Genomic DNA, 17,560 nt, shown 5'->3' with positions numbered 1-17,560 from the left:
CAAGGTAATATTTAAATACATATACTTCGAGAGTCTACTTTCCCTCCTTGTCTGCGGAGTCTTACCTTGACTACAAACTTATTGTAAAAAACCTACCCTTGTCAGGAGGGGGGAAGAGAAAGTATAATGTATATAAATAATAATACCCAAAACCGTTCGACCTAAAACCTAAAACCTAACTCAACAAGAGCATTTTATTTTCTATTCGATATAATAAGCGATAAAAATACTACTGTGGTAAGAATATACTCCCGCGTAGCCCTATAAAAAAAAATTTGGTAAATTTCTTTACTTTCTGTTACAATAAATCTAGGTAAATCTACAGCATCCTCAAGTTGGGAAACAGTTATAGAGATTGCTAGTAGGTGAAGCAACAACGTTTTATTTAGAGTCAGCGATCGCCATCGCTGACATTGTGTTTTTTGGAGAATTTTTGTTATAATTTAAGTATCCTAATTCAAAATAGCCTCATGAACCGTCGTAAGATCATCTTTGCAGGAATAATGACAGCTTTAGCAGGTGCGATGATTGGTTTAGCGGTAGCTTATATCAGAGATAGAAGAGATCGTCCTGTAGTAGTGACAGGAGCAGTCTTAGGCTTTATTATTGGTGTAGGTAAAGAAAGTATCGGACAACAAAGCCGAATCAGAAATACAGAAAACCTAACCGCAAGTTTGGAACAAAAAGAGGAAAAATAAACCCAACATCTACACCCTACACCCTCTCTCCCCTATAACCAATAAGATGATTAAATAACTATAGAAATTATTTGACCTTGACTAGATTTATCTATGACCAATTTAATAAAGATTATCTTGAAACCCTTTTAACTCCTTATGGTGAAGTACAAGTGGCTAAACAACTTTCTGACGAAATCAGAGAAATTGACCTTTATTTTAACCCCACCGTTGCGACACTTCCTCAAGAATTAGGTATCTTAGCTAAACTAGCAGCGACAAAGTCTCTATTTGAACCTTATCGTAATCCCGTTACTGCTAAAGAAATTGGCGATTGTCTGCTCAAACTTTTAGCCGTTAGAGCACAATTATACCGTGAAGCTAACCGAAATAAGCAAACTATCTGCGAAGATGACTTACCCCGACTCTGGATTATTACCCCAACTGCGTCTAAAGCAATACTGAATCAATGTGGTGGAGAGATTCAATCTGACTGGGGAGAAGGTATCTACTTTTTAGCTAATCTGTTCAGAACCGCTATAATAGTGATACACCAGCTACCCTCCACTAGTGAGACTTTATGGTTAAGATTATTAGGAAGGGGAAAAGTACAACAACAAGCCATAGAAGAGTTAATCAACTTATCTCCAGATAATCCCCTTAAATCAGTTATTCTAGAGATACTTTATACCTTGCAAAAAAATTTAGAAGTTAATCGAAAAACCACAGATACAGAAGAGAGTGAGTTAATTATGAGACTAGCACCATTATATCAAGAAGATAGAGCTAAAGCGATTCAAGAAGGTGAAATTAGAGGTAAAATTGAAGGTAAAATTGAAGGTAAAACAGAAGAAGCTTTAAGTCTGATTCAGCGTTTATTAACTAAAAAATTAGGAAATATTAACCCTGATTTAATGACAACAATTTCCCAACTCAATTTAGACTCTTTAGAAACATTAGCCGAAGATTTAATCGATTTTACTAGTCAGCAAGATTTAGAAAATTGGTTGAGAAATAAAAGAGTTCAGGGTTAGGAGTTATTCCGAATGGGGGAATTAATAGTTAATTCTCATTCTTCATTCTTCATTTCCCCTCTATTCCCTCTTCCCTCTTCCCTCTCTTGGATATTTTTTGCCTAATTTAGCCCGCAATTCAGCTTTAATACGACTGAGAATAGAGTCTTCATCCAGAGAGTTGAGGATATCTTGTACCACAGATTTAGGACCATCAGGCCCCCAAGAAGCACCATTGACTAAATAAGTCTTGGTTACTTGAGCTATAGCATAAGAAGACAAGCCAGCTACAGAACCTTGAGTCAGAGCTACAGAGAGATAAGGTGCCAGAGAAACCCCTCCAGTAGCGGGTATGGTTAACCCTAGTAAACCTTTGAGAGAGCTTAACCCAAAAGAAGCGACAATCTCACTCGCGCTAATTCCCCCTAAACTAATGGCTATTTTTTGTAACAATCCTAAAGCTGCGGTATGAGTCATGGGGAAACCATAGAGACGGGATAAACCCAGAATCATCACCACGTCAATGACTCCTCCTGTAAATAAATCAAAAACCGTGACGGGATTAAGAGCGATCGCCACTGCTTTAGTCATCACTCCTTTCCAGATTAACTCATTAGCTGCTCGTTCCCTAATCAATAATTTACGCTCCACAATTTTCTCATTGACTTGATCTGCTGCTAACATAGTATTGAGAGCTACTAGGGATTTACCTTCTCTGTCGAGAATTTCCAGGATTTTTAACCTTAATTCTTCGATTTGGGGAACACCATGATGACGCTGCATTTTTAACCTACCCTGATTATCTACTACTCCTTCTACAACTAAAGGTGAAGCAGCTACTTTAACGATTTCATCAGGAGAAAGTAACTCTCTAACTCTCTCATCACGAATTTTGCCATAGATAAGTTTAACGTCAGCTTCGGGGTATTGATCTATCTTATTAAATACCAAAATAATCGGTTTACCAAATTCTCGTAACTCACAGAGTGCGTTATATTCTACCTTAGTTAAATCTCCCGCGATAATCATGAGAATCAAGTCAGCTTTTTTGGCTATATCCCTAGCTAACGCTTCTCTGGTTTCTCCGTCAACCTCATCGATTCCGGGAGTATCAACTAATTCTAAACGTGAATTACCTAAACCTGGTATGGTTAATTTTTGAATTTCTTGGTCACTTTCGGTTAAATTTTCCTGTGTTAATACCCAATCTCTAGACTGGGCTACTCGTGTTACTCCGTGTAAAGGACCTGTGGCAAAAATTTGCTCTCCTAACAACGCATTGAGTAAGGAAGACTTGCCCCTACCAACCATGCCAAAAGCAGCAATTTGTACTACTGATTCCTCTAATTTAGCTAATAATGCGCTTAAATCATCTATTTCTCTTTCTAAACCAATTTTTTCTTGGGAAGTTAGATCTAAATTACCTACCAAAGAATGTAGAGCACTTTGAGCCTGTTGATAATTTAAGTCTCCTTGAATCGCTTCAAAACTGCGTAAAATTTTATCTAACTCTACTGAATCCCAATTATTAAAAGTCTGGGTCATCTTGAGAAATTTCTTATAGAATACTAGGGAATACTTATGTTATTCTAACAAAAGCAAGATGGATTAGTTTGATGTCAAAGGAAACCACTGCTTACGTAAAAATTATTAAACAATGTTGGCAACGAGGTCAACTAGAAGGAGAAGTGAGCGCAGCTTCCTATCAATGGGCGTTTAAATGGTATTTTCGTCAAGGTAAGTTATCTGTACAACCTTCTCTAGGTCGTGCCTTAATTCAAGAGCCTTTGGGGCGTTTTTTAGAACGTTATGACTATCAATTAGAGCCTGGTAGTGATTACCAGTTTACCTTAAAAAGTAGATTTTAAATATCTTTCTATCAACAAAATAGCGACAATATCATCGATCGCCCTTGGGGGTAACCGCATTCCCGCAGGGAGTAACCGCGTTAAACCTTGAGGTGGATACATCATCCAATAGCGATCGCGCGCTTCTAGGGTAGAATTTCTTTCATTCACTTCTACTATAGGTATAGAGGGTAAAACCTCCTTGAGTTGTTTTTGCCAACTTTTGGAGGTAGTTTGATTTCCGATTACCAGAATATCAGCCTTGAATTGTTCAACTAAAGAGATAACCGTGGTGATCGCTTCTGTTGATTCTAACACTTGATGGTAGAGTAAATCCCCTTCAGTATTCATCACCGCTAAACCACATTTATCCCTACCTGGATCAAACCCGATAATCACCAATTATTCTAAACCTAGAAAAGTTTTCAAACGAGATAAAGCCACAGCTTCATCAGGACTAACTTTAGGAGATCCACTCCCAAATAAACCAGTCCCGGCCGCTTCAGCTACAGCATCAGCACAACTATAAATAAACTGTTTATACTCGGTGATTTCCTCGGGAGTAGCTTTACCATCTAAGACAGTAATAGCCTCAGTAGTAGCGGCGATCGCCTTATCCAACAAAGCACCTGATTTAACTTCTTCGGGGGAAATTTGGGGTTTTTCAGGTTTAATTACACCTGATTTAAAATTTTCTTCGCTAAAAACTGCTTGAATAATGGAGTTATTGGGGTATTTTTTGGCAGCGGTAACGAACTGTTTAGACATAGCAGCAGCTTCGATCGCCGTAGAGATAATCCCCAAATCTACCATAGATATTGCCATTCCCACCATCATGGGAGCGTTAGCGATGGTTTTAAGTTCTGTTTCTGTATATTGATTACTCATTGTTTTCTTTTTGCTGTAGAAAATACTGAAATTTTAGCAGATTTAGTTTAAGACATAGTTAAATTTAGCAGTAAAGCCTTAGCTTGATGAGAACCTAAAATTAGGATACTATGAGTGTGACTTAAAAATTATTTATATTAAACTAAGTTAAGTAAAAGTGAAAGTAGTTAATGAAATCATCGAGAAATTCTTTCCCGTAAAAATGCCTACTAGTAGTCGCACCGAAGCTAAACGTCGTCTCAAGTTAGTCATTGCGCACGATCGCGCTGATTTAACTCCCGAACTACTTGAATCCATGCGTCAAGAAATTATTGCTGTAGTAGCCCGTTACGTGGAACTTGACTTAGAAGAGATGGAATTTTCCCTAGAAAATGATCAACGGATGACCTCTTTAATCGCTAATTTACCCATTAAACGTGTTAAAACTGTACAAACAGAGCCAGAATCTGATAGTACAGAAGCAGAAACTACTGCAGAGGAACTAAGCTAAAGTCAGAGTATCTTGACAACAAGAATACCAAAATAGGAGATAATAAAATGTTAGACGAAAATAAATCTCAAGATAACTTAGCAGACATATTGTTGAGTATTCTAACAGGTCCATTTATATTAACAATAATTGGGGTGGATAACCTAAGCAAATCCTTGCAAGAAGTTGGTAAAGCTTCAGAAGAAGTATTTAGAGGGGAACGCTTACCAATACTTGAACCTGAAGTAAAAAATTAACTAGATAAATAAAACTATGAGTTCAGTGATTCAATCCTCATCCTCAGACTTAAATGTCATCTCTAGTTCGGAGCTTTTTTTACACCATAGGCTCAAACTAGTAGAAGATCTATGGGAATCAGTATTAAAATCAGAATGTGGACAGAAATTAGTTGATTTACTCAAACAACTACGCTCGATGTGTTCACCAGAAGGAAAAACCACAGAGATAACTCATTCCTCAGTTCACGAATTAATCGAAAAATTAGAGCTAAACGAAGCTTTACGCGCGTCTAGAGCTTTTGCGTTATATTTTCAATTAATTAATATCGTTGAGCAACATTACGAACAAAGAGATCAACAACTAGTTAGACAAACTTTACACCAAAGTAATCAACTAGTTAATGGTAAAACAGAGCTAGATAGTGAAGGCAATAAATTGCCATCCATGGGCTCTAATCTGTTAGAAAAAAGTCTATTTAGCGAAAATCTGTTAAAGTCAGCAAAAACAGGTAGTTTTTATCGATTATTTCCCTATCTGAAAAGACTAAACGTTCCCCCACAAAAAGTCCAACAACTTTTACAAGAGTTAGATATTAGATTAGTATTTACAGCACACCCCACAGAGATAGTACGTCAAACTATTCGGAAAAAACAACGTCGCATCGCCAAAATACTCAAGAAACTAGATCAAGCAGAAGAAGCATTACAAGGGATAGGATTAACCGAGTCTTGGGAAACAGAAAGCGCGAAAGCAGAATTAACCGAAGAGATTCGCTTATGGTGGCGAACAGATGAGCTACATCAGTTTAAACCAACAGTACTAGATGAGGTTGATTACGCGCTGCACTACTTTGAAGAGGTATTGTTTGAAGTAATTCCCGAACTGTCTAAACGACTCACACAAGCAATTAAAGACTCTTTCCCCAATTTATCACCAGCACAAAATAATTTTTGTCGGTTTGGCTCATGGGTAGGAGGCGATCGCGATGGTAATCCATTTGTTACACCAGACATTACCTGGAAAACAGCTTGTTATCAAAGAAATCTAGTCTTAAAAAAATATATTGTAGCCCTGCAAAAACTAGATGAGATTCTTAGTCTCTCCTTACACTGGACGAATGTTTTACCAGACTTACTAGACTCTCTGGAAAAAGATCGGCTCAAAATGCCAGAGATATACGATAGCTTAGCAATTCGCTACCGTCAAGAACCCTATAGACTAAAACTAGCTTATATTCATCAAAGACTGCAAAATACAGCTAGAAGAAACGATCGCCTAGCTAATTTAGAGGAATGGGAAAAACTAACTAGTCTAGAATCAACAGAAATCTATTCAACCAGTCAAGAATTCTTAGAGGAATTACGACTAATTCAACATAACCTAGAAAATACAGGGATTAACTGTGCGGATTTAGATAGTTTAATCGGTCAAGTAGAAATATATGGGTTTCATCTCACAGAATTAGATTTCCGTCAAGAATCAACCCGTCATTCAGACGCGATCGCCGAAATCGCCGAATATTTACAAATTCTTCCCAAACCATACAACGAATTAAACGAGAATGAACGCACAGAATGGCTAATCTCAGAGTTACAGAGTCGTCGTCCTCTAATTCCCCGAGAAATGCCATTTTCTGATAAAACCAGGGAAACGATCGAGACTTTTGAGATCCTCAAGAAATTACAGCAAGAGTTTAGCATAGATATCTGTCAGACTTATATCATCAGTATGAGTCATGATGTTAGTGACATTCTCGAAGTCTTACTCTTTGCTAAAGAAGTAGGTATCTACGATCCCGCTACCTGTACAGGAAACTTAAGAATAGTTCCTTTATTTGAAACGGTAGATGACTTACTACACGCACCATCGGTCATGAATACCTTATTCTCCCTAGGGTTATATCGTCGATATCTAGGGGAAGGTTTACAACCCCTTAACTTACAAGAAGTGATGTTAGGTTACTCCGATAGTAACAAAGACTCAGGCTTCCTCAGCAGTAACTGGGAGATTCATAAAGCCCAAAAAGCCCTACAAAAAGTAGCGGGAGAATACGGGGTCAAATTACGCTTGTTTCATGGCCGTGGTGGTTCCGTAGGACGTGGTGGTGGACCTGCTTATTCAGCGATTATGGCGCAACCAACCTCCACCATCAATGGTAGAATCAAAATAACCGAACAAGGAGAAGTGTTAGCCTCTAAATACTCTCTACCAGAATTAGCTCTCTATAACCTAGAAACCGTAGCTAGCGCGGTGATTCAAGCTAGTTTACTCGGTTGTGGATTTGACGATATTAAACCCTGGAACGAGATTATGGAAGAGTTAGCTAACTCCTCTCGGGTTGCTTATCGCAAACTCATCTATGAAGATCCCGACTTTATCGATTTCTTCCTGACAGTAACACCAATTCAAGAAATCAGTCAGTTACAGATAAGTTCACGTCCCGCGCGACGTCAACAATCAGGGAAAAAAGATTTAAGTAGTCTCAGAGCAATTCCCTGGGTGTTTAGTTGGACACAAAGTCGTTTTCTCTTACCCGCTTGGTATGGAGTAGGAACAGCTTTAACCGAGTTTATCCAAGAAGAACCCGAAGAAAATCTCAAGTTATTGCGCTACTTTTACCTAAAATGGCCATTTTTCCAGATGGTAATCTCTAAGGTGGAGATGACTTTATCTAAGGTAGATTTAGCCATGGCTGCTCATTTTGTCTCAGAGTTATCTACTCCTGAAGATCAACCACGCTTTCAGCGGGTTTTTGCCCAAATTGCTGAAGAATATTATCGCAGTTGCGCGATCGTCTTGCAAATAACAGGACATAATCGCTTACTCGATGGAGATTTAGACTTGCAGCGTTCTGTTAAACTACGTAATGGTACGATTGTTCCCCTAGGTTTCCTCCAAGTATCTCTGTTAAAACGGTTACGTCAATATACCAATCAGGAACAATCGAGTTTAGTTCACTTCCGTTATTCCAAAGACGAATTACTCAGAGGTGCACTATTGACTATCAATGGGATCGCCGCTGGTATGCGTAATACAGGTTGATTACTTAGTTTGGAAGATGTTTTGTACCATTTTCTTTTTAACCTTAAACGCTGCTTGATCTAATTCCTCTACTTCAGCAGGAGATAATAACCACCCCCTCGCCCCAATATTTTCCTGGGCTTGGGTTTTATTTTTAGCACCAGGAATAGGGATAGTTCCTTTAGCAATACACCAATTGAGGGCAATCTGGGCTGGTGTTTTCTGGCGATTTTGGGCTATTTCCTCTAAACAACCACTTAATTGAGTCATTCCTGGTAAAACCTGTTTAAATAACCAACCCCTAAGTCCTGAAGGTAATTCACTATTACTGCTATATTTACCCGTAAGTAACCCTAAAGCTAACGGACTATAGGCGATGAGTTGAATACCTAGTTCGTCACAAACTTCCTTAAGTCCTAATTCCGTGACAGGATAAGTAGAAAGTAAGGAATACTGCACCTGTAAAGTGGCGATCGCTATTCCCCTATCTTGGAATCTCTGATAAACTTTTTTGAGTCTTTTTGGTCCATAATTAGATAAGCCAATCCCTCTAACTAAACCTTGTTCTGACAACTCAGCTAAGCCATCTAGTAAATTCCACTCTTGCCAAGGGGCGTAATTAGCGGTTGACCAGTGCATTTGTACTAAATCAATCTTTCTTCCTAAGCGATTAGCTGAAGCTGTAGCCGCCTTTAACATCGATTGACGGGTTAATCGCCAAGGATAGGGCGCTAATTTAGTGGCTAGACAGACATCAGCGGAAGATTGCTGAGCAAATTTCCCCAACAATATCTCACTTCTCCCCTGAAGTTTTCCTGTACCATAGGAATCCCCCGTATCAAAGAGAGTAACCTGATTCTGTACACAGAGATTAAACACCTCTTGTAATTCTAAATCCATACTCGGGTCATATCCCCATAACAGACGATTTCCCCAAGCCCATGTACCGCAACCCATAACCGGTAAAGATAACTTTTCCATTTATAATGCTTGTTATACTCCTAAGACAATTAAATCATGGTAGATCTCAAAGCAAAAACAATCCTCAAGAAAAAAGGTGATGAGGTTTATATTACTGTTAATCGCTTCCTAGTTACCTTAACTTGGACAGCTAAAGTCGATTTAGATTTAATGGCTTTTTATAAAACGAAAGACGGTAGAGAAGGTGGTATCTTTCCTGAAGATTACCTAGGTGGGATAAAGGGTAGTTTAAAACAGTTTCCCTATATTAAACTCAATAGTCATCGGGGTATGAGGAGTACTTATCCCGAAGAAATCCTCGGAGTCAGTAAGTTAGAAGAGTTTACAGAAATATATATCTGTGCTGTGAGTTATCCTGATTTTGTTAGTAAAAAAACCTATTTTTTCAATGATTATGATGCAGGAATTACTCTACTTTTGGAGAAAAGAAACACCATAGGGATACCCTTAACTTCTATAGAAGTAGGACAAATAGCCGTAATTGCTAAAATAGATAATAGTAGCATGATAAGTGCTAAGTTAATTAATCAAAATCAGATCATGGATTTACTAACCTTTGTCAATACTATTCCTGGAGGTCAATTATTATTGAATTCTTAATTCGCGCATTCGGAATAAAACCGTTCCACCTAACAGCTATTATCTCCGCAAGAAGAGCAAATAAAAGAGAGAAAAAAGTATATGAATAAGAGAGATTTCTTAAATATGTCTGATGAAGAAAGACTCAAGGCTTTAGCTGAAATGCCAGATGAAGACATTGATTACTCTGATATACCAGAACTTGATGAAGAGTTTTTAGCAAATACTAAATTCATTAGAAATCCATTTAATCTGAAGAACTCTGCAATCGAAGTGGAAATCATTAATTGGTTTAAAAGTAAAGCAGGAGCAAAAAATTATTATTCCTTGATTAACAAGGTTCTTAAAGAGTAGATCAAAAATCATCCCTAAGTCTGGCTAAAATTTTAAGCGGATTGGTCAAAATAATTAATCATCCTGAAAACTGGTTAATTGGTTAAGCAAAAACTGAAAATATCCCCACCTTGTCCACCTTGTCTCATTCTTACTACAAGCTCTTGGTAAAAAACCTACCTCTGTGATATCCCCCCCTAGGGGATGCTAAGATAAAGAAAACTTAGTTAACTAGGAGTCATCATGGTTGCATCCTCTTTAGAAGATACCCTGGAAGTTCAGACTAATCCCTCATCAGGCGATCGCGTCGCAGTGTTATTAATGGGATATGGTGAAGTAGAAAAATACGAAGACTTCGCTAACTATAATGAACAAGCTTTAAATCTACTAACGGCTAAATTTGCCCCGGTCCCTCATTGGATTTACCCTCCTTTAGCTAAACTCTTAGCTATGTTTGACTTACATGAGTGGGGACATCAACATGGTAACTTTATCTCCCCCCATAACAAAATTTTTGAAGCCCAAAGACAGGGTATTGCAGATGCTTTACAAGCCAAATGGGGCGATCGCGTCCAAGTGTTTAAAGCCTTTAATTTCTGTGCACCTTTTTTACCAGAACAAGTACTTACAGACATCAAAGCCCAAGGATTCACTAAACTATTAATTTACCCCCTCTTAGTCGTAGATTCTATCTTTACTAGCGGTATCGCGGTAGAACAAGTTAACGAAGCCTTAACTAAGCTAGAAGAAGGTAACTCCCATTGGTTAACGGGAATTCGCTATTTACCCTCATTTTATAACAAAACAGACTATGTCAAACTTTTAGCTAACCTCGTAGAAGAGAAAATCTCCACAGAATTAGCTAACAGTCATTTTCCCTCTCAGATTGGTATAGTCTTAATGAATCACGGTTGTCCCCATAAAGCTAAGGGTTTTACTTCCGGAATCGATGAAAGTCAAGCTTTATACGAATTAGTTAGGGAAGAATTAATCTATAAATATCCTTTGATTTCCGTTGGTTGGCTAAATCATGACACCCCCTTAATTGAATGGACTCAACCTAACGCCGAATTAGCCGCTAAAAACCTGATAGAATTAGGTGCAAAAGGGATTATCATGATGCCTATCGGTTTTGCTACGGAAAATCACGAAACACTGTTAGACGTTGAACATATTATCCATCACTTGCAACACCGCTATGCTGATGTAACCTTTGTCCAAATGTCCTGTGTTAATGATCATCCCCAATTCCTTCAAATGGCTGCAGCTTGGGCTGATTCTCAAATCGAAGCTTTACTCTCTGAGACTTCTTTAACAGTCAACCCTGAATTAACTCAAGTTAAAGCTACTCACCATCATCATCATCATTAAGTTTATACTAGAGGGGCGTCAGTACGTCCCTACTACTCTTTATGAGAAACTTTTTAAACCGTTATTTTCCCCAAGTTGTAGAATTTATTCGTAAACTCAAAGCTAAAAAATGGTCGGAAAACTCGATAGTATTCTATGTGGGTAGCAGAAAAGAACCTCTTATACCCGATAGCTTGAAAACAGGGGCTAGTGGTAGTTATACCGCGGTGATTAAATTATCTCAAGAATGGGCAAAATTGGGCTATCAAGTCACTGTTTATAGTACTTGTGACGGGAAAGCCGGTAGCTATGATGGCGTTAATTATGTGGATTATTGTTATTTTAATCCCTATGATCATTTTAATATTTTAATTATCTTTCAACATCCTTATTTATTACCTAATAATTTTAAAGCTAAGAAAATTTGTCTAGAATGGCAAGATGTTTTAGGTAATCCTACTACTTTTCCTCCCCAAAAAATAACTAAGTTTGACTTGATTTTCGCTAAATCTCAATATCAACGAGGTTTAATGCCTTTTATTAATGATAAGAAATTTGTTATAGTAACTAATGGAGTTGATGCTAATATTAGTAAACTCGCTAATCAGCCTAAAAACCCCTATAAATTGATTTACGCCTCTAGATATTATCGGGGTTTAGATTCTATGTTAACCTATGGTTGGTCGATTATTAAACAAGCTATCCCTGAAGCTGAGTTACATATTTACTATGGTTTTGTTAGGGCTGAATTAAGCGAGGATCAACGATTATGGCGGGAAAATCTCTTAAAATTGCTGCAGCAACCTGGTATCTTTGAACATGGTAAGGTGGGACAAGATGAGTTGATTCTGGCTAAATCTTCTGCTAGTATTCATTATTATGCTTGTACCTACGAAGAGATTGACTGTGTTTCTGTTAGAGAATCTGCTATGGTAGGTTGTGTACCTGTGACTACTGATTATGCAGTATTTAAAGAAAAAAATTATTGTCTAAAAGTACCTGGAAACCCCAAAAGTAAAGAAACACAAGTAGCTATTGCTAATTCGATCGTTGAACTTCTCCAAAATCCCACTCTTTTAGCTTCTCTCAGACAAGAGTTTCAAGATAATGTTAGTCAGGAAACTTGGGATCATATCGCTAAAGTTTGGGTAAAGAATTTTTAGGGCTAATACCATGGTATGATCTGAATATTGTGCAATTGCCATTTTTAGCGAGTATAATTACTAATGAGACAAGCAGGATTAATTTTAGCTGCAATTTGCTTATTTTTGCTAACTGGTTGTGTAGAATATGACCTAAGTCTTGATTTTAAGACGCAACACCAGGGTAAAATAGTCCAAAATATTACCCTGAGTAAACAATTAACTACCATCAATCAGAGAGAAACTGAAGAATTACTACGTAGTATTAATAATAAAGTCAGACAACTACATGGTCAAACTAAAAAAATATCTCCACAAGAAATAGTTATAACCATACCTTTTAATAATGGTAAGGATTTAGTTAGTAAGTTTTCCCAATTTTTCACACCTAAATTAGCTACTAATGATTATGATAGTTTATTGCTAATGAATACCGATATCTCTTTGGAAGAAAGTAATTTCTTATTACTGCAAAGAGAAAAATTAAAGTTATTAGTAGATTTAACTTCTCTAGGAGTATTTTCTCAAGAAGGTAATCTCATCGTTAGTCCAGAAACTTTACTTAATTTGAATTTTAGCCTAAAAACTCCCTTTGGGGCTAAAAATATTAACAAAATCACCAATGTTGAACCAGAAATTAGCCAAGGAAAAACCTTACTTTGGCATCTACAACCAGGTAAAATTAATGAAATAGAAGTCGTTTTCTGGATACCAAGTGTTTTAGGAATTGGTAGTTTACTGATTATTTTATTAATGATAATAGGCTTTTATTTTAAATATAGACGTTTACCCTGGGTAGCAATAAATGATTAAACGTATTTTTCTGATAGTTATTACTATTTTAGTAGCAATCAATTTGATAGATGCTTTATTCAGTAGTCTAAATCAACCTCAAGTACAAAATCGTTTACAAGTTTACCAAAGTGAATTGATTTTACAAGCTTCTAGTTATCAAACTGATAGTAGTATTGCTAAAACTCGGGATTCTTTATTAGGAGATAATATCTATGGGACAGTACAACAACAATACCAAAAAGCACTAGAAGAAACTCAACAAAACTCTCAAATACTTAAAGGACAAGAAAATAACCAAAATCAAGTACAATTACAACAAGTTCTTAGTCAGTTAGATAGTCTTGATCAAGAATTAAAATTAAAATTAGGTATCCTCGAAGCTTATCAGGGAGACACAGAAACAGCGATCGCCACTTGGTCAAGTTTAAGCAATAATGAAATAGCGACAATTCTCACTGATTTATGGCAAGAAAATAGCGATTATGTAGCAACGGATACAGACGCTCAAAAAGTCCAAGCAGAGTTGTCAGGTTGGTTTGAATATATAACTCTGACTAAACTTTATCAACAAACAGGCAATGAAACAGCTATAGCTAGTTTAGCAGCGACAGAACAAGAAGCCGCCAAGATAGCCCTAATTAAACTCGGTTTAATCGCTTTAACCCCGTTTTTAGGAGTAATTAGCGGTATCCTGTTATTGGTTTTATTACTGATTCAGTGGTTACAACAAGGTAAAGAAGCTTTACTTAGCCAACAACAAGGCTACAGATGGTCAGTCCCCTGGGGAGGAGAAACTATTTGGCAAGTTTTAATCGTTGGCTTTTTCTTCGTTGGTCAATTTATCCTACCATTTGCATTTAGTTTAACAGGATTAAACCCCACTAATGCAAGTGTCGAAATAAAAGCAGTTTATGTGTTGGTTTCTTACCTGAGTATGGCTTTTGCAGGTTTACTAGTACTATACCTTTCTATTCGTCCTTTTCGTCCCTTCCCTGAGAATTGGTTTAACTTCTCCTTACAAGATAATTGGATTCTTTGGGGTATTGGAGGTTATATCGCCGCTTTTCCCCTAGTCTTATTAGTATCTCTGCTTAATCAACAATTATGGCAAGGACAAGGAGGAAGTAACCCTCTAATTTTACTCGCACTAGAATCCCAAAATACCATCGCTTTATTAATCTTTTTTAGCACAGCAGCGATCGCTGCTCCCATTTTTGAAGAAATTATGTTCAGGGGTTTTTTACTAACTTCTTTGACACGCTATCTCAACAGTTGGAGTGCTATCTTATTAAGTGGTTTTATCTTCGCTGCTGTTCATTTAAGCTTATCAGAAGTGTTACCCCTAACTGTATTAGGAATAGTACTAGGTTTTGTCTATACACGTTCTCGTAATCTACTCTCTTCGATTTTACTTCACGCTCTTTGGAATAGTGGGACTTTGTTAAGTTTATATATCTTAGGAAGTTAATAACATGATTCAACAAGCAGTAGCAATTTTAAAACAATATAGCTGTACAAACATTAAACCCGTTGAGACTCCCGAAGCTAAACAAGAATTACAACAAGCAATTCTCCAAGTAGCTAAGTTATCAGAATACCAAAATCTCGGTATCTGTGCTGATAATCTTCAACAGGGTTTAGACGCTTTAGCTAATTATCTACAAGCTTTGGGCTATAATTTCCCCTTACCAAGCTTAGACAAGAAAAGTCTTACTCCGGTTTATCTCAAATTTAACACCAAAAAACAGAACTTTTATCTAGACGATTACGACGGAGACTATCGAGGAGTGTTAATCTCTTATCAAGGAGAAGATTTAGATATCATGGGAACTTATGGTTACTTTCCTTTGGATCTATTCTAAAATGAGTGGATAGAGTATCTGAGTTAAATTTATGACTGACGAAGAAGTAAAAGAAGCGATCGCCCTAGCTAAAAAAACCAGATCCATGGATTTTACCCTCTCTGGTGAAGGTTTAACCTCTCTTCCTCCAGAAATCGGGGAATTAACTCAAATCGCTAAACTTAACCTCAAAGATAATAAACTTACCGAACTACCTCCAGAAATCGGTAAATTAACCAACCTCAAGCGATTATCTCTTAGTAACAACAAGATTGCACAACTACCACCAGAAATTGCTCAACTACAAAATCTAGAGATTATTTACGCGGGTAACAATAAACTCACCACCATCCCTCCAGAAATAGGACAACTAACCAATCTACAAGGACTCTATCTTAACGATAACGGTTTAACTAGTTTACCACCAGAAATTGAAAATCTGACTAATCTGAGAAACTTTGATTTACGTAAAAATCATCTACCTATCCCCAAAGAAATTGTCGAAAAAATCCACCAACCAGCCAGCATAATTAAATACTATCTCGAATATCAATCAGCAGAAGCATCTTATCTCTACGAAAGCAAAATAATTATTATTGGTTCTCTAGGAGTAGGTAAAAGTTCAGTAGTTCAACAATTACTAGAAGGTAAATTTAATCCCTATCATATCAGAACCGTTGGTTTAAATAAACAAAATCTTCCCATAGAATATAACCAAAATCAAGCCAATATTCAACTCTGGGATTTTGGGGGAACAGCAAATATGCACCCTATTTATGATTGTGCTTTTTCGCAAAATTCTCTTTATTTAATAGTAACAGAAGGTGGAGAAGATCCAGCTAAACTAGACTACTGGTTTAAACGTATTGCTAGTATTAATAAAAAAGCACCTCTAGTTTTAGTCATTAATAAAATTGACCAAGGCTTAACTATTTTAGATAAAACTACCATATCGAGAAACTACGCTGAAGTAAAAACAATCAACGAGATATCCTGTAAAAAGCAACAGGGAATAGAATATTTAAAAACAGTAATTACTCAACAAGTAGAAGCCTTAATTAATCTTAATAGCGAAACTCCTCCCAATTGGATTGCTATGAAAGAAAAAATAGCAGCTTTAGAAACACCTTTTATTAGTTACGAAGAATATCAACAACTTTGTAAACAAGAAGTTATTTTAGAAGAAAAAGAACAACAAGACTTAGCTAATTTCTTAGCAGATATCGGGGTAATTATCTATCGACCAAATTATCTGATTAAACCCCAATGGTTTATTAATAATTTAGAGTTGATATTTAACGATATGGACTTTCAACAAGAAACTCTTGGTATCGTTAATGCTAATCACATTCAAACATTATTAGAATTACCCAACCTACAACAAGCTCGTTTTTTCCTAGACATAATCGAGAATCTAGAACTAGGTTTTAGTACAGAAACACCCGATACAATCATTATACCTAATCTGTTAAACCCTCAAGAACCAGCTACAGGAGATTGGGAAAACCCTAGTAAAGTAGAATATCAATACCCCGTCTTTTCTCCGCAAATTATCCCGCGTTTAACCGTAAGGATGAAAAAATATATCGAAGCTAACCTCTATTGGCGCGATGGAGTAGTATTTAATAATAGAGGCGATCGCGTTTTGGTAAAAGCAAATCCACAAACACAAATTATCTCTGTTACCAGTAACCCAGAAACCCAAACAGACTTTCTTAACAATGTTTGTAGTCAATTAGAAAAGGTTAATCAACTCACCCCAGGAATTAAAGCTAATAAACTCAAACCTAAATCTAAACAACAACCAATCAGTCAAACTCCACCACCCCCACCTATTAGGGAAGACAAGGGAGACAAGGGAGACAAGGGAGACAAGGGAGTTAGAGAAGAAAGGAGAGTTACAGAAAACAATAGAGAGAAGAAAAAAGGCAACAAATGGATACTCTATGGAAGCTTATTTGTTGGGACTATTGTCATAATAGTTATCATCTCTACTATACTATCCTGAGGTTTCCTCATCTTCAAAGAGAAGTTCATCAAAACAATCATAACCAACCTCTTCTTTAGCTTCTTGAGAGAGTTGTTCGTATTCCTCAAAGCTATATTGCGCTTGAAACTTATCAATTGTACATTGACAGAGAATATCCGCGTCTTCAGGAAGTAACCCCTCGGCGATCGCCAATTCTCGACAATCAGCTAGATAGTCTGTCACAAAATCCTCGGGATAGACATGGGGTGTAGGTTGACTTTCTTGAGCAAAAACCTTACCTGGAATAAACAGCAAGCAAAAAATACCGATATAGCGCAAGGCCAAAGGTAAAAGGGAGTTAAAAGCTTTGTTCATAGAGTTTTTGGTCATTTTTTCGCGCGCGAGAGTTTGTCAA

General features: G+C 37.0%; 19 protein-coding genes. 14 read left to right on the top strand and 5 right to left on the bottom strand.

Annotation, left to right across the window (positions count from 1 at the left end; all coding sequences use genetic code 11):
• Window positions 1–470 precede the first annotated feature (470 nt).
• Both EA365_06485 and EA365_06480 read left to right on the top strand, forming a co-directional pair.
• Complete coding sequence (locus EA365_06485) at window positions 471–698, top strand: hypothetical protein (GenBank protein ID TVQ46125.1); 228 nt, start codon at window positions 471–473, stop codon at window positions 696–698.
• A gap of 77 nt (window positions 699–775) precedes the next feature.
• On the top strand, window positions 776–1,711 hold the full coding sequence (locus tag EA365_06480; GenBank protein ID TVQ46131.1) for a DUF4351 domain-containing protein: 936 nt from the start codon (window positions 776–778) through the stop codon (window positions 1,709–1,711).
• Between the two features lie 60 nt (window positions 1,712–1,771).
• Here EA365_06480 and EA365_06475 read toward each other — a convergent pair whose 3' ends face one another.
• Window positions 1,772–3,235 carry a DUF697 domain-containing protein gene (locus tag EA365_06475; GenBank protein TVQ46124.1) on the bottom strand — a complete coding sequence of 488 codons (1,464 nt, stop codon included), beginning with the start codon at window positions 3,233–3,235 and terminating at the stop codon, window positions 1,772–1,774.
• 71 nt (window positions 3,236–3,306) lie between these two features.
• On the opposite strand from EA365_06475, the gene EA365_06470 reads away from it, so the two are divergent.
• Window positions 3,307–3,558 (top strand): DUF3146 family protein, encoded by a 252-nt coding sequence (locus EA365_06470; GenBank protein ID TVQ46123.1) that lies wholly within the window; start codon window positions 3,307–3,309, stop codon window positions 3,556–3,558.
• Here EA365_06470 and EA365_06465 read toward each other — a convergent pair.
• Complete coding sequence (locus tag EA365_06465) at window positions 3,541–3,939, bottom strand: pre-16S rRNA-processing nuclease YqgF (protein ID TVQ46122.1); 399 nt, start codon at window positions 3,937–3,939, stop codon at window positions 3,541–3,543. The two genes, EA365_06470 and EA365_06465, sit on opposite strands and share 18 nt — an antisense overlap.
• A complete protein-coding gene (locus EA365_06460) occupies window positions 3,940–4,425 on the bottom strand; it encodes a hypothetical protein (protein TVQ46121.1) in 486 nt (161 codons plus the stop codon).
• Window positions 4,426–4,582: 157 nt separating this feature from the next.
• Here EA365_06460 and minE point away from each other — a divergent pair, with 157 nt between their 5' ends.
• From minE to EA365_06445, 3 genes are read left to right on the top strand one after another with little or no spacing between them, the layout of a single operon-like run.
• Window positions 4,583–4,915, top strand: coding sequence for a cell division topological specificity factor MinE (gene minE, locus EA365_06455; protein TVQ46120.1), 333 nt, complete (start codon window positions 4,583–4,585; stop codon window positions 4,913–4,915).
• A 47-nt stretch (window positions 4,916–4,962) separates the two neighbouring features.
• On the top strand, window positions 4,963–5,151 hold the full coding sequence (locus EA365_06450; GenBank protein ID TVQ46119.1) for a hypothetical protein: 189 nt from the start codon (window positions 4,963–4,965) through the stop codon (window positions 5,149–5,151).
• A 16-nt stretch (window positions 5,152–5,167) separates the two neighbouring features.
• Window positions 5,168–8,176 (top strand): phosphoenolpyruvate carboxylase, encoded by a 3,009-nt coding sequence (locus tag EA365_06445; GenBank protein ID TVQ46118.1) that lies wholly within the window; start codon window positions 5,168–5,170, stop codon window positions 8,174–8,176.
• On the opposite strand, the gene EA365_06440 is transcribed toward EA365_06445, so the two are convergent.
• On the bottom strand, window positions 8,177–9,136 hold the full coding sequence (locus tag EA365_06440) for an aldo/keto reductase (GenBank protein TVQ46117.1): 960 nt from the start codon (window positions 9,134–9,136) through the stop codon (window positions 8,177–8,179).
• Window positions 9,137–9,172: 36 nt separating this feature from the next.
• Here EA365_06440 and EA365_06435 point away from each other — a divergent pair, with 36 nt between their 5' ends.
• The 8 genes from EA365_06435 to EA365_06400 all read left to right on the top strand — a co-directional run bounded on the left by EA365_06435 (window position 9,173) and on the right by EA365_06400 (window position 17,184).
• Window positions 9,173–9,736, top strand: a complete 564-nt coding sequence (locus EA365_06435; protein TVQ46116.1) for a stress response protein — start codon at window positions 9,173–9,175, stop codon at window positions 9,734–9,736.
• An 81-nt stretch (window positions 9,737–9,817) separates the two neighbouring features.
• Window positions 9,818–10,069 (top strand): hypothetical protein, encoded by a 252-nt coding sequence (locus EA365_06430; GenBank protein TVQ46115.1) that lies wholly within the window; start codon window positions 9,818–9,820, stop codon window positions 10,067–10,069.
• Window positions 10,070–10,291: 222 nt separating this feature from the next.
• Window positions 10,292–11,419, top strand: a complete 1,128-nt coding sequence (locus EA365_06425) for a ferrochelatase (protein TVQ46114.1) — start codon at window positions 10,292–10,294, stop codon at window positions 11,417–11,419.
• A gap of 41 nt (window positions 11,420–11,460) precedes the next feature.
• Entirely contained in the window at window positions 11,461–12,561 is a 1,101-nt protein-coding gene (locus tag EA365_06420; protein TVQ46113.1) for a glycosyltransferase family 1 protein, read from the top strand.
• A gap of 63 nt (window positions 12,562–12,624) precedes the next feature.
• Window positions 12,625–13,353 carry a DUF3153 domain-containing protein gene (locus tag EA365_06415; GenBank protein ID TVQ46112.1) on the top strand — a complete coding sequence of 243 codons (729 nt, stop codon included), beginning with the start codon at window positions 12,625–12,627 and terminating at the stop codon, window positions 13,351–13,353.
• Window positions 13,346–14,803 (top strand): CPBP family intramembrane metalloprotease, encoded by a 1,458-nt coding sequence (locus EA365_06410; protein ID TVQ46111.1) that lies wholly within the window; start codon window positions 13,346–13,348, stop codon window positions 14,801–14,803. Before EA365_06415 ends, EA365_06410 begins: the two co-directional genes overlap by 8 nt.
• 4 nt (window positions 14,804–14,807) lie before the next feature.
• Entirely contained in the window at window positions 14,808–15,197 is a 390-nt protein-coding gene (locus tag EA365_06405; protein ID TVQ46110.1) for a DUF1824 family protein, read from the top strand.
• A 31-nt stretch (window positions 15,198–15,228) separates the two neighbouring features.
• Window positions 15,229–17,184 (top strand): GTP-binding protein, encoded by a 1,956-nt coding sequence (locus EA365_06400; GenBank protein TVQ46109.1) that lies wholly within the window; start codon window positions 15,229–15,231, stop codon window positions 17,182–17,184.
• On the opposite strand, the gene EA365_06395 is transcribed toward EA365_06400, so the two are convergent.
• Window positions 17,176–17,535, bottom strand: coding sequence for a hypothetical protein (locus tag EA365_06395; GenBank protein ID TVQ46108.1), 360 nt, complete (start codon window positions 17,533–17,535; stop codon window positions 17,176–17,178). The two genes, EA365_06400 and EA365_06395, sit on opposite strands and share 9 nt — an antisense overlap.
• Window positions 17,536–17,560: the final 25 nt, after the last annotated feature.

This window comes from Gloeocapsa sp. DLM2.Bin57, from assembly GCA_007693955.1.
Classification (GTDB): Bacteria; Cyanobacteriota; Cyanobacteriia; order Cyanobacteriales; family Gloeocapsaceae; genus Gloeocapsa.
This window is presented reverse-complemented; position numbering and strand designations above follow the sequence as displayed.

Coding starts and splice junctions, on each gene's coding strand:
- EA365_06410 (TVQ46111.1), top strand. CDS start 13,346: ATGATTAAACGTATTTTTCTGATAGTTATTACTATTTTAGTAGCAATC.
- EA365_06400 (TVQ46109.1), top strand. CDS start 15,229: ATGACTGACGAAGAAGTAAAAGAAGCGATCGCCCTAGCTAAAAAAACC.
- EA365_06425 (TVQ46114.1), top strand. CDS start 10,292: ATGGTTGCATCCTCTTTAGAAGATACCCTGGAAGTTCAGACTAATCCC.
- EA365_06470 (TVQ46123.1), top strand. CDS start 3,307: ATGTCAAAGGAAACCACTGCTTACGTAAAAATTATTAAACAATGTTGG.
- EA365_06440 (TVQ46117.1), bottom strand. CDS start 9,136: ATGGAAAAGTTATCTTTACCGGTTATGGGTTGCGGTACATGGGCTTGG.
- EA365_06445 (TVQ46118.1), top strand. CDS start 5,168: ATGAGTTCAGTGATTCAATCCTCATCCTCAGACTTAAATGTCATCTCT.
- EA365_06460 (TVQ46121.1), bottom strand. CDS start 4,425: ATGAGTAATCAATATACAGAAACAGAACTTAAAACCATCGCTAACGCT.
- EA365_06430 (TVQ46115.1), top strand. CDS start 9,818: ATGAATAAGAGAGATTTCTTAAATATGTCTGATGAAGAAAGACTCAAG.
- EA365_06485 (TVQ46125.1), top strand. CDS start 471: ATGAACCGTCGTAAGATCATCTTTGCAGGAATAATGACAGCTTTAGCA.
- EA365_06450 (TVQ46119.1), top strand. CDS start 4,963: ATGTTAGACGAAAATAAATCTCAAGATAACTTAGCAGACATATTGTTG.
- EA365_06420 (TVQ46113.1), top strand. CDS start 11,461: ATGAGAAACTTTTTAAACCGTTATTTTCCCCAAGTTGTAGAATTTATT.
- EA365_06405 (TVQ46110.1), top strand. CDS start 14,808: ATGATTCAACAAGCAGTAGCAATTTTAAAACAATATAGCTGTACAAAC.
- EA365_06415 (TVQ46112.1), top strand. CDS start 12,625: ATGAGACAAGCAGGATTAATTTTAGCTGCAATTTGCTTATTTTTGCTA.
- EA365_06435 (TVQ46116.1), top strand. CDS start 9,173: ATGGTAGATCTCAAAGCAAAAACAATCCTCAAGAAAAAAGGTGATGAG.
- EA365_06475 (TVQ46124.1), bottom strand. CDS start 3,235: ATGACCCAGACTTTTAATAATTGGGATTCAGTAGAGTTAGATAAAATT.
- EA365_06395 (TVQ46108.1), bottom strand. CDS start 17,535: ATGACCAAAAACTCTATGAACAAAGCTTTTAACTCCCTTTTACCTTTG.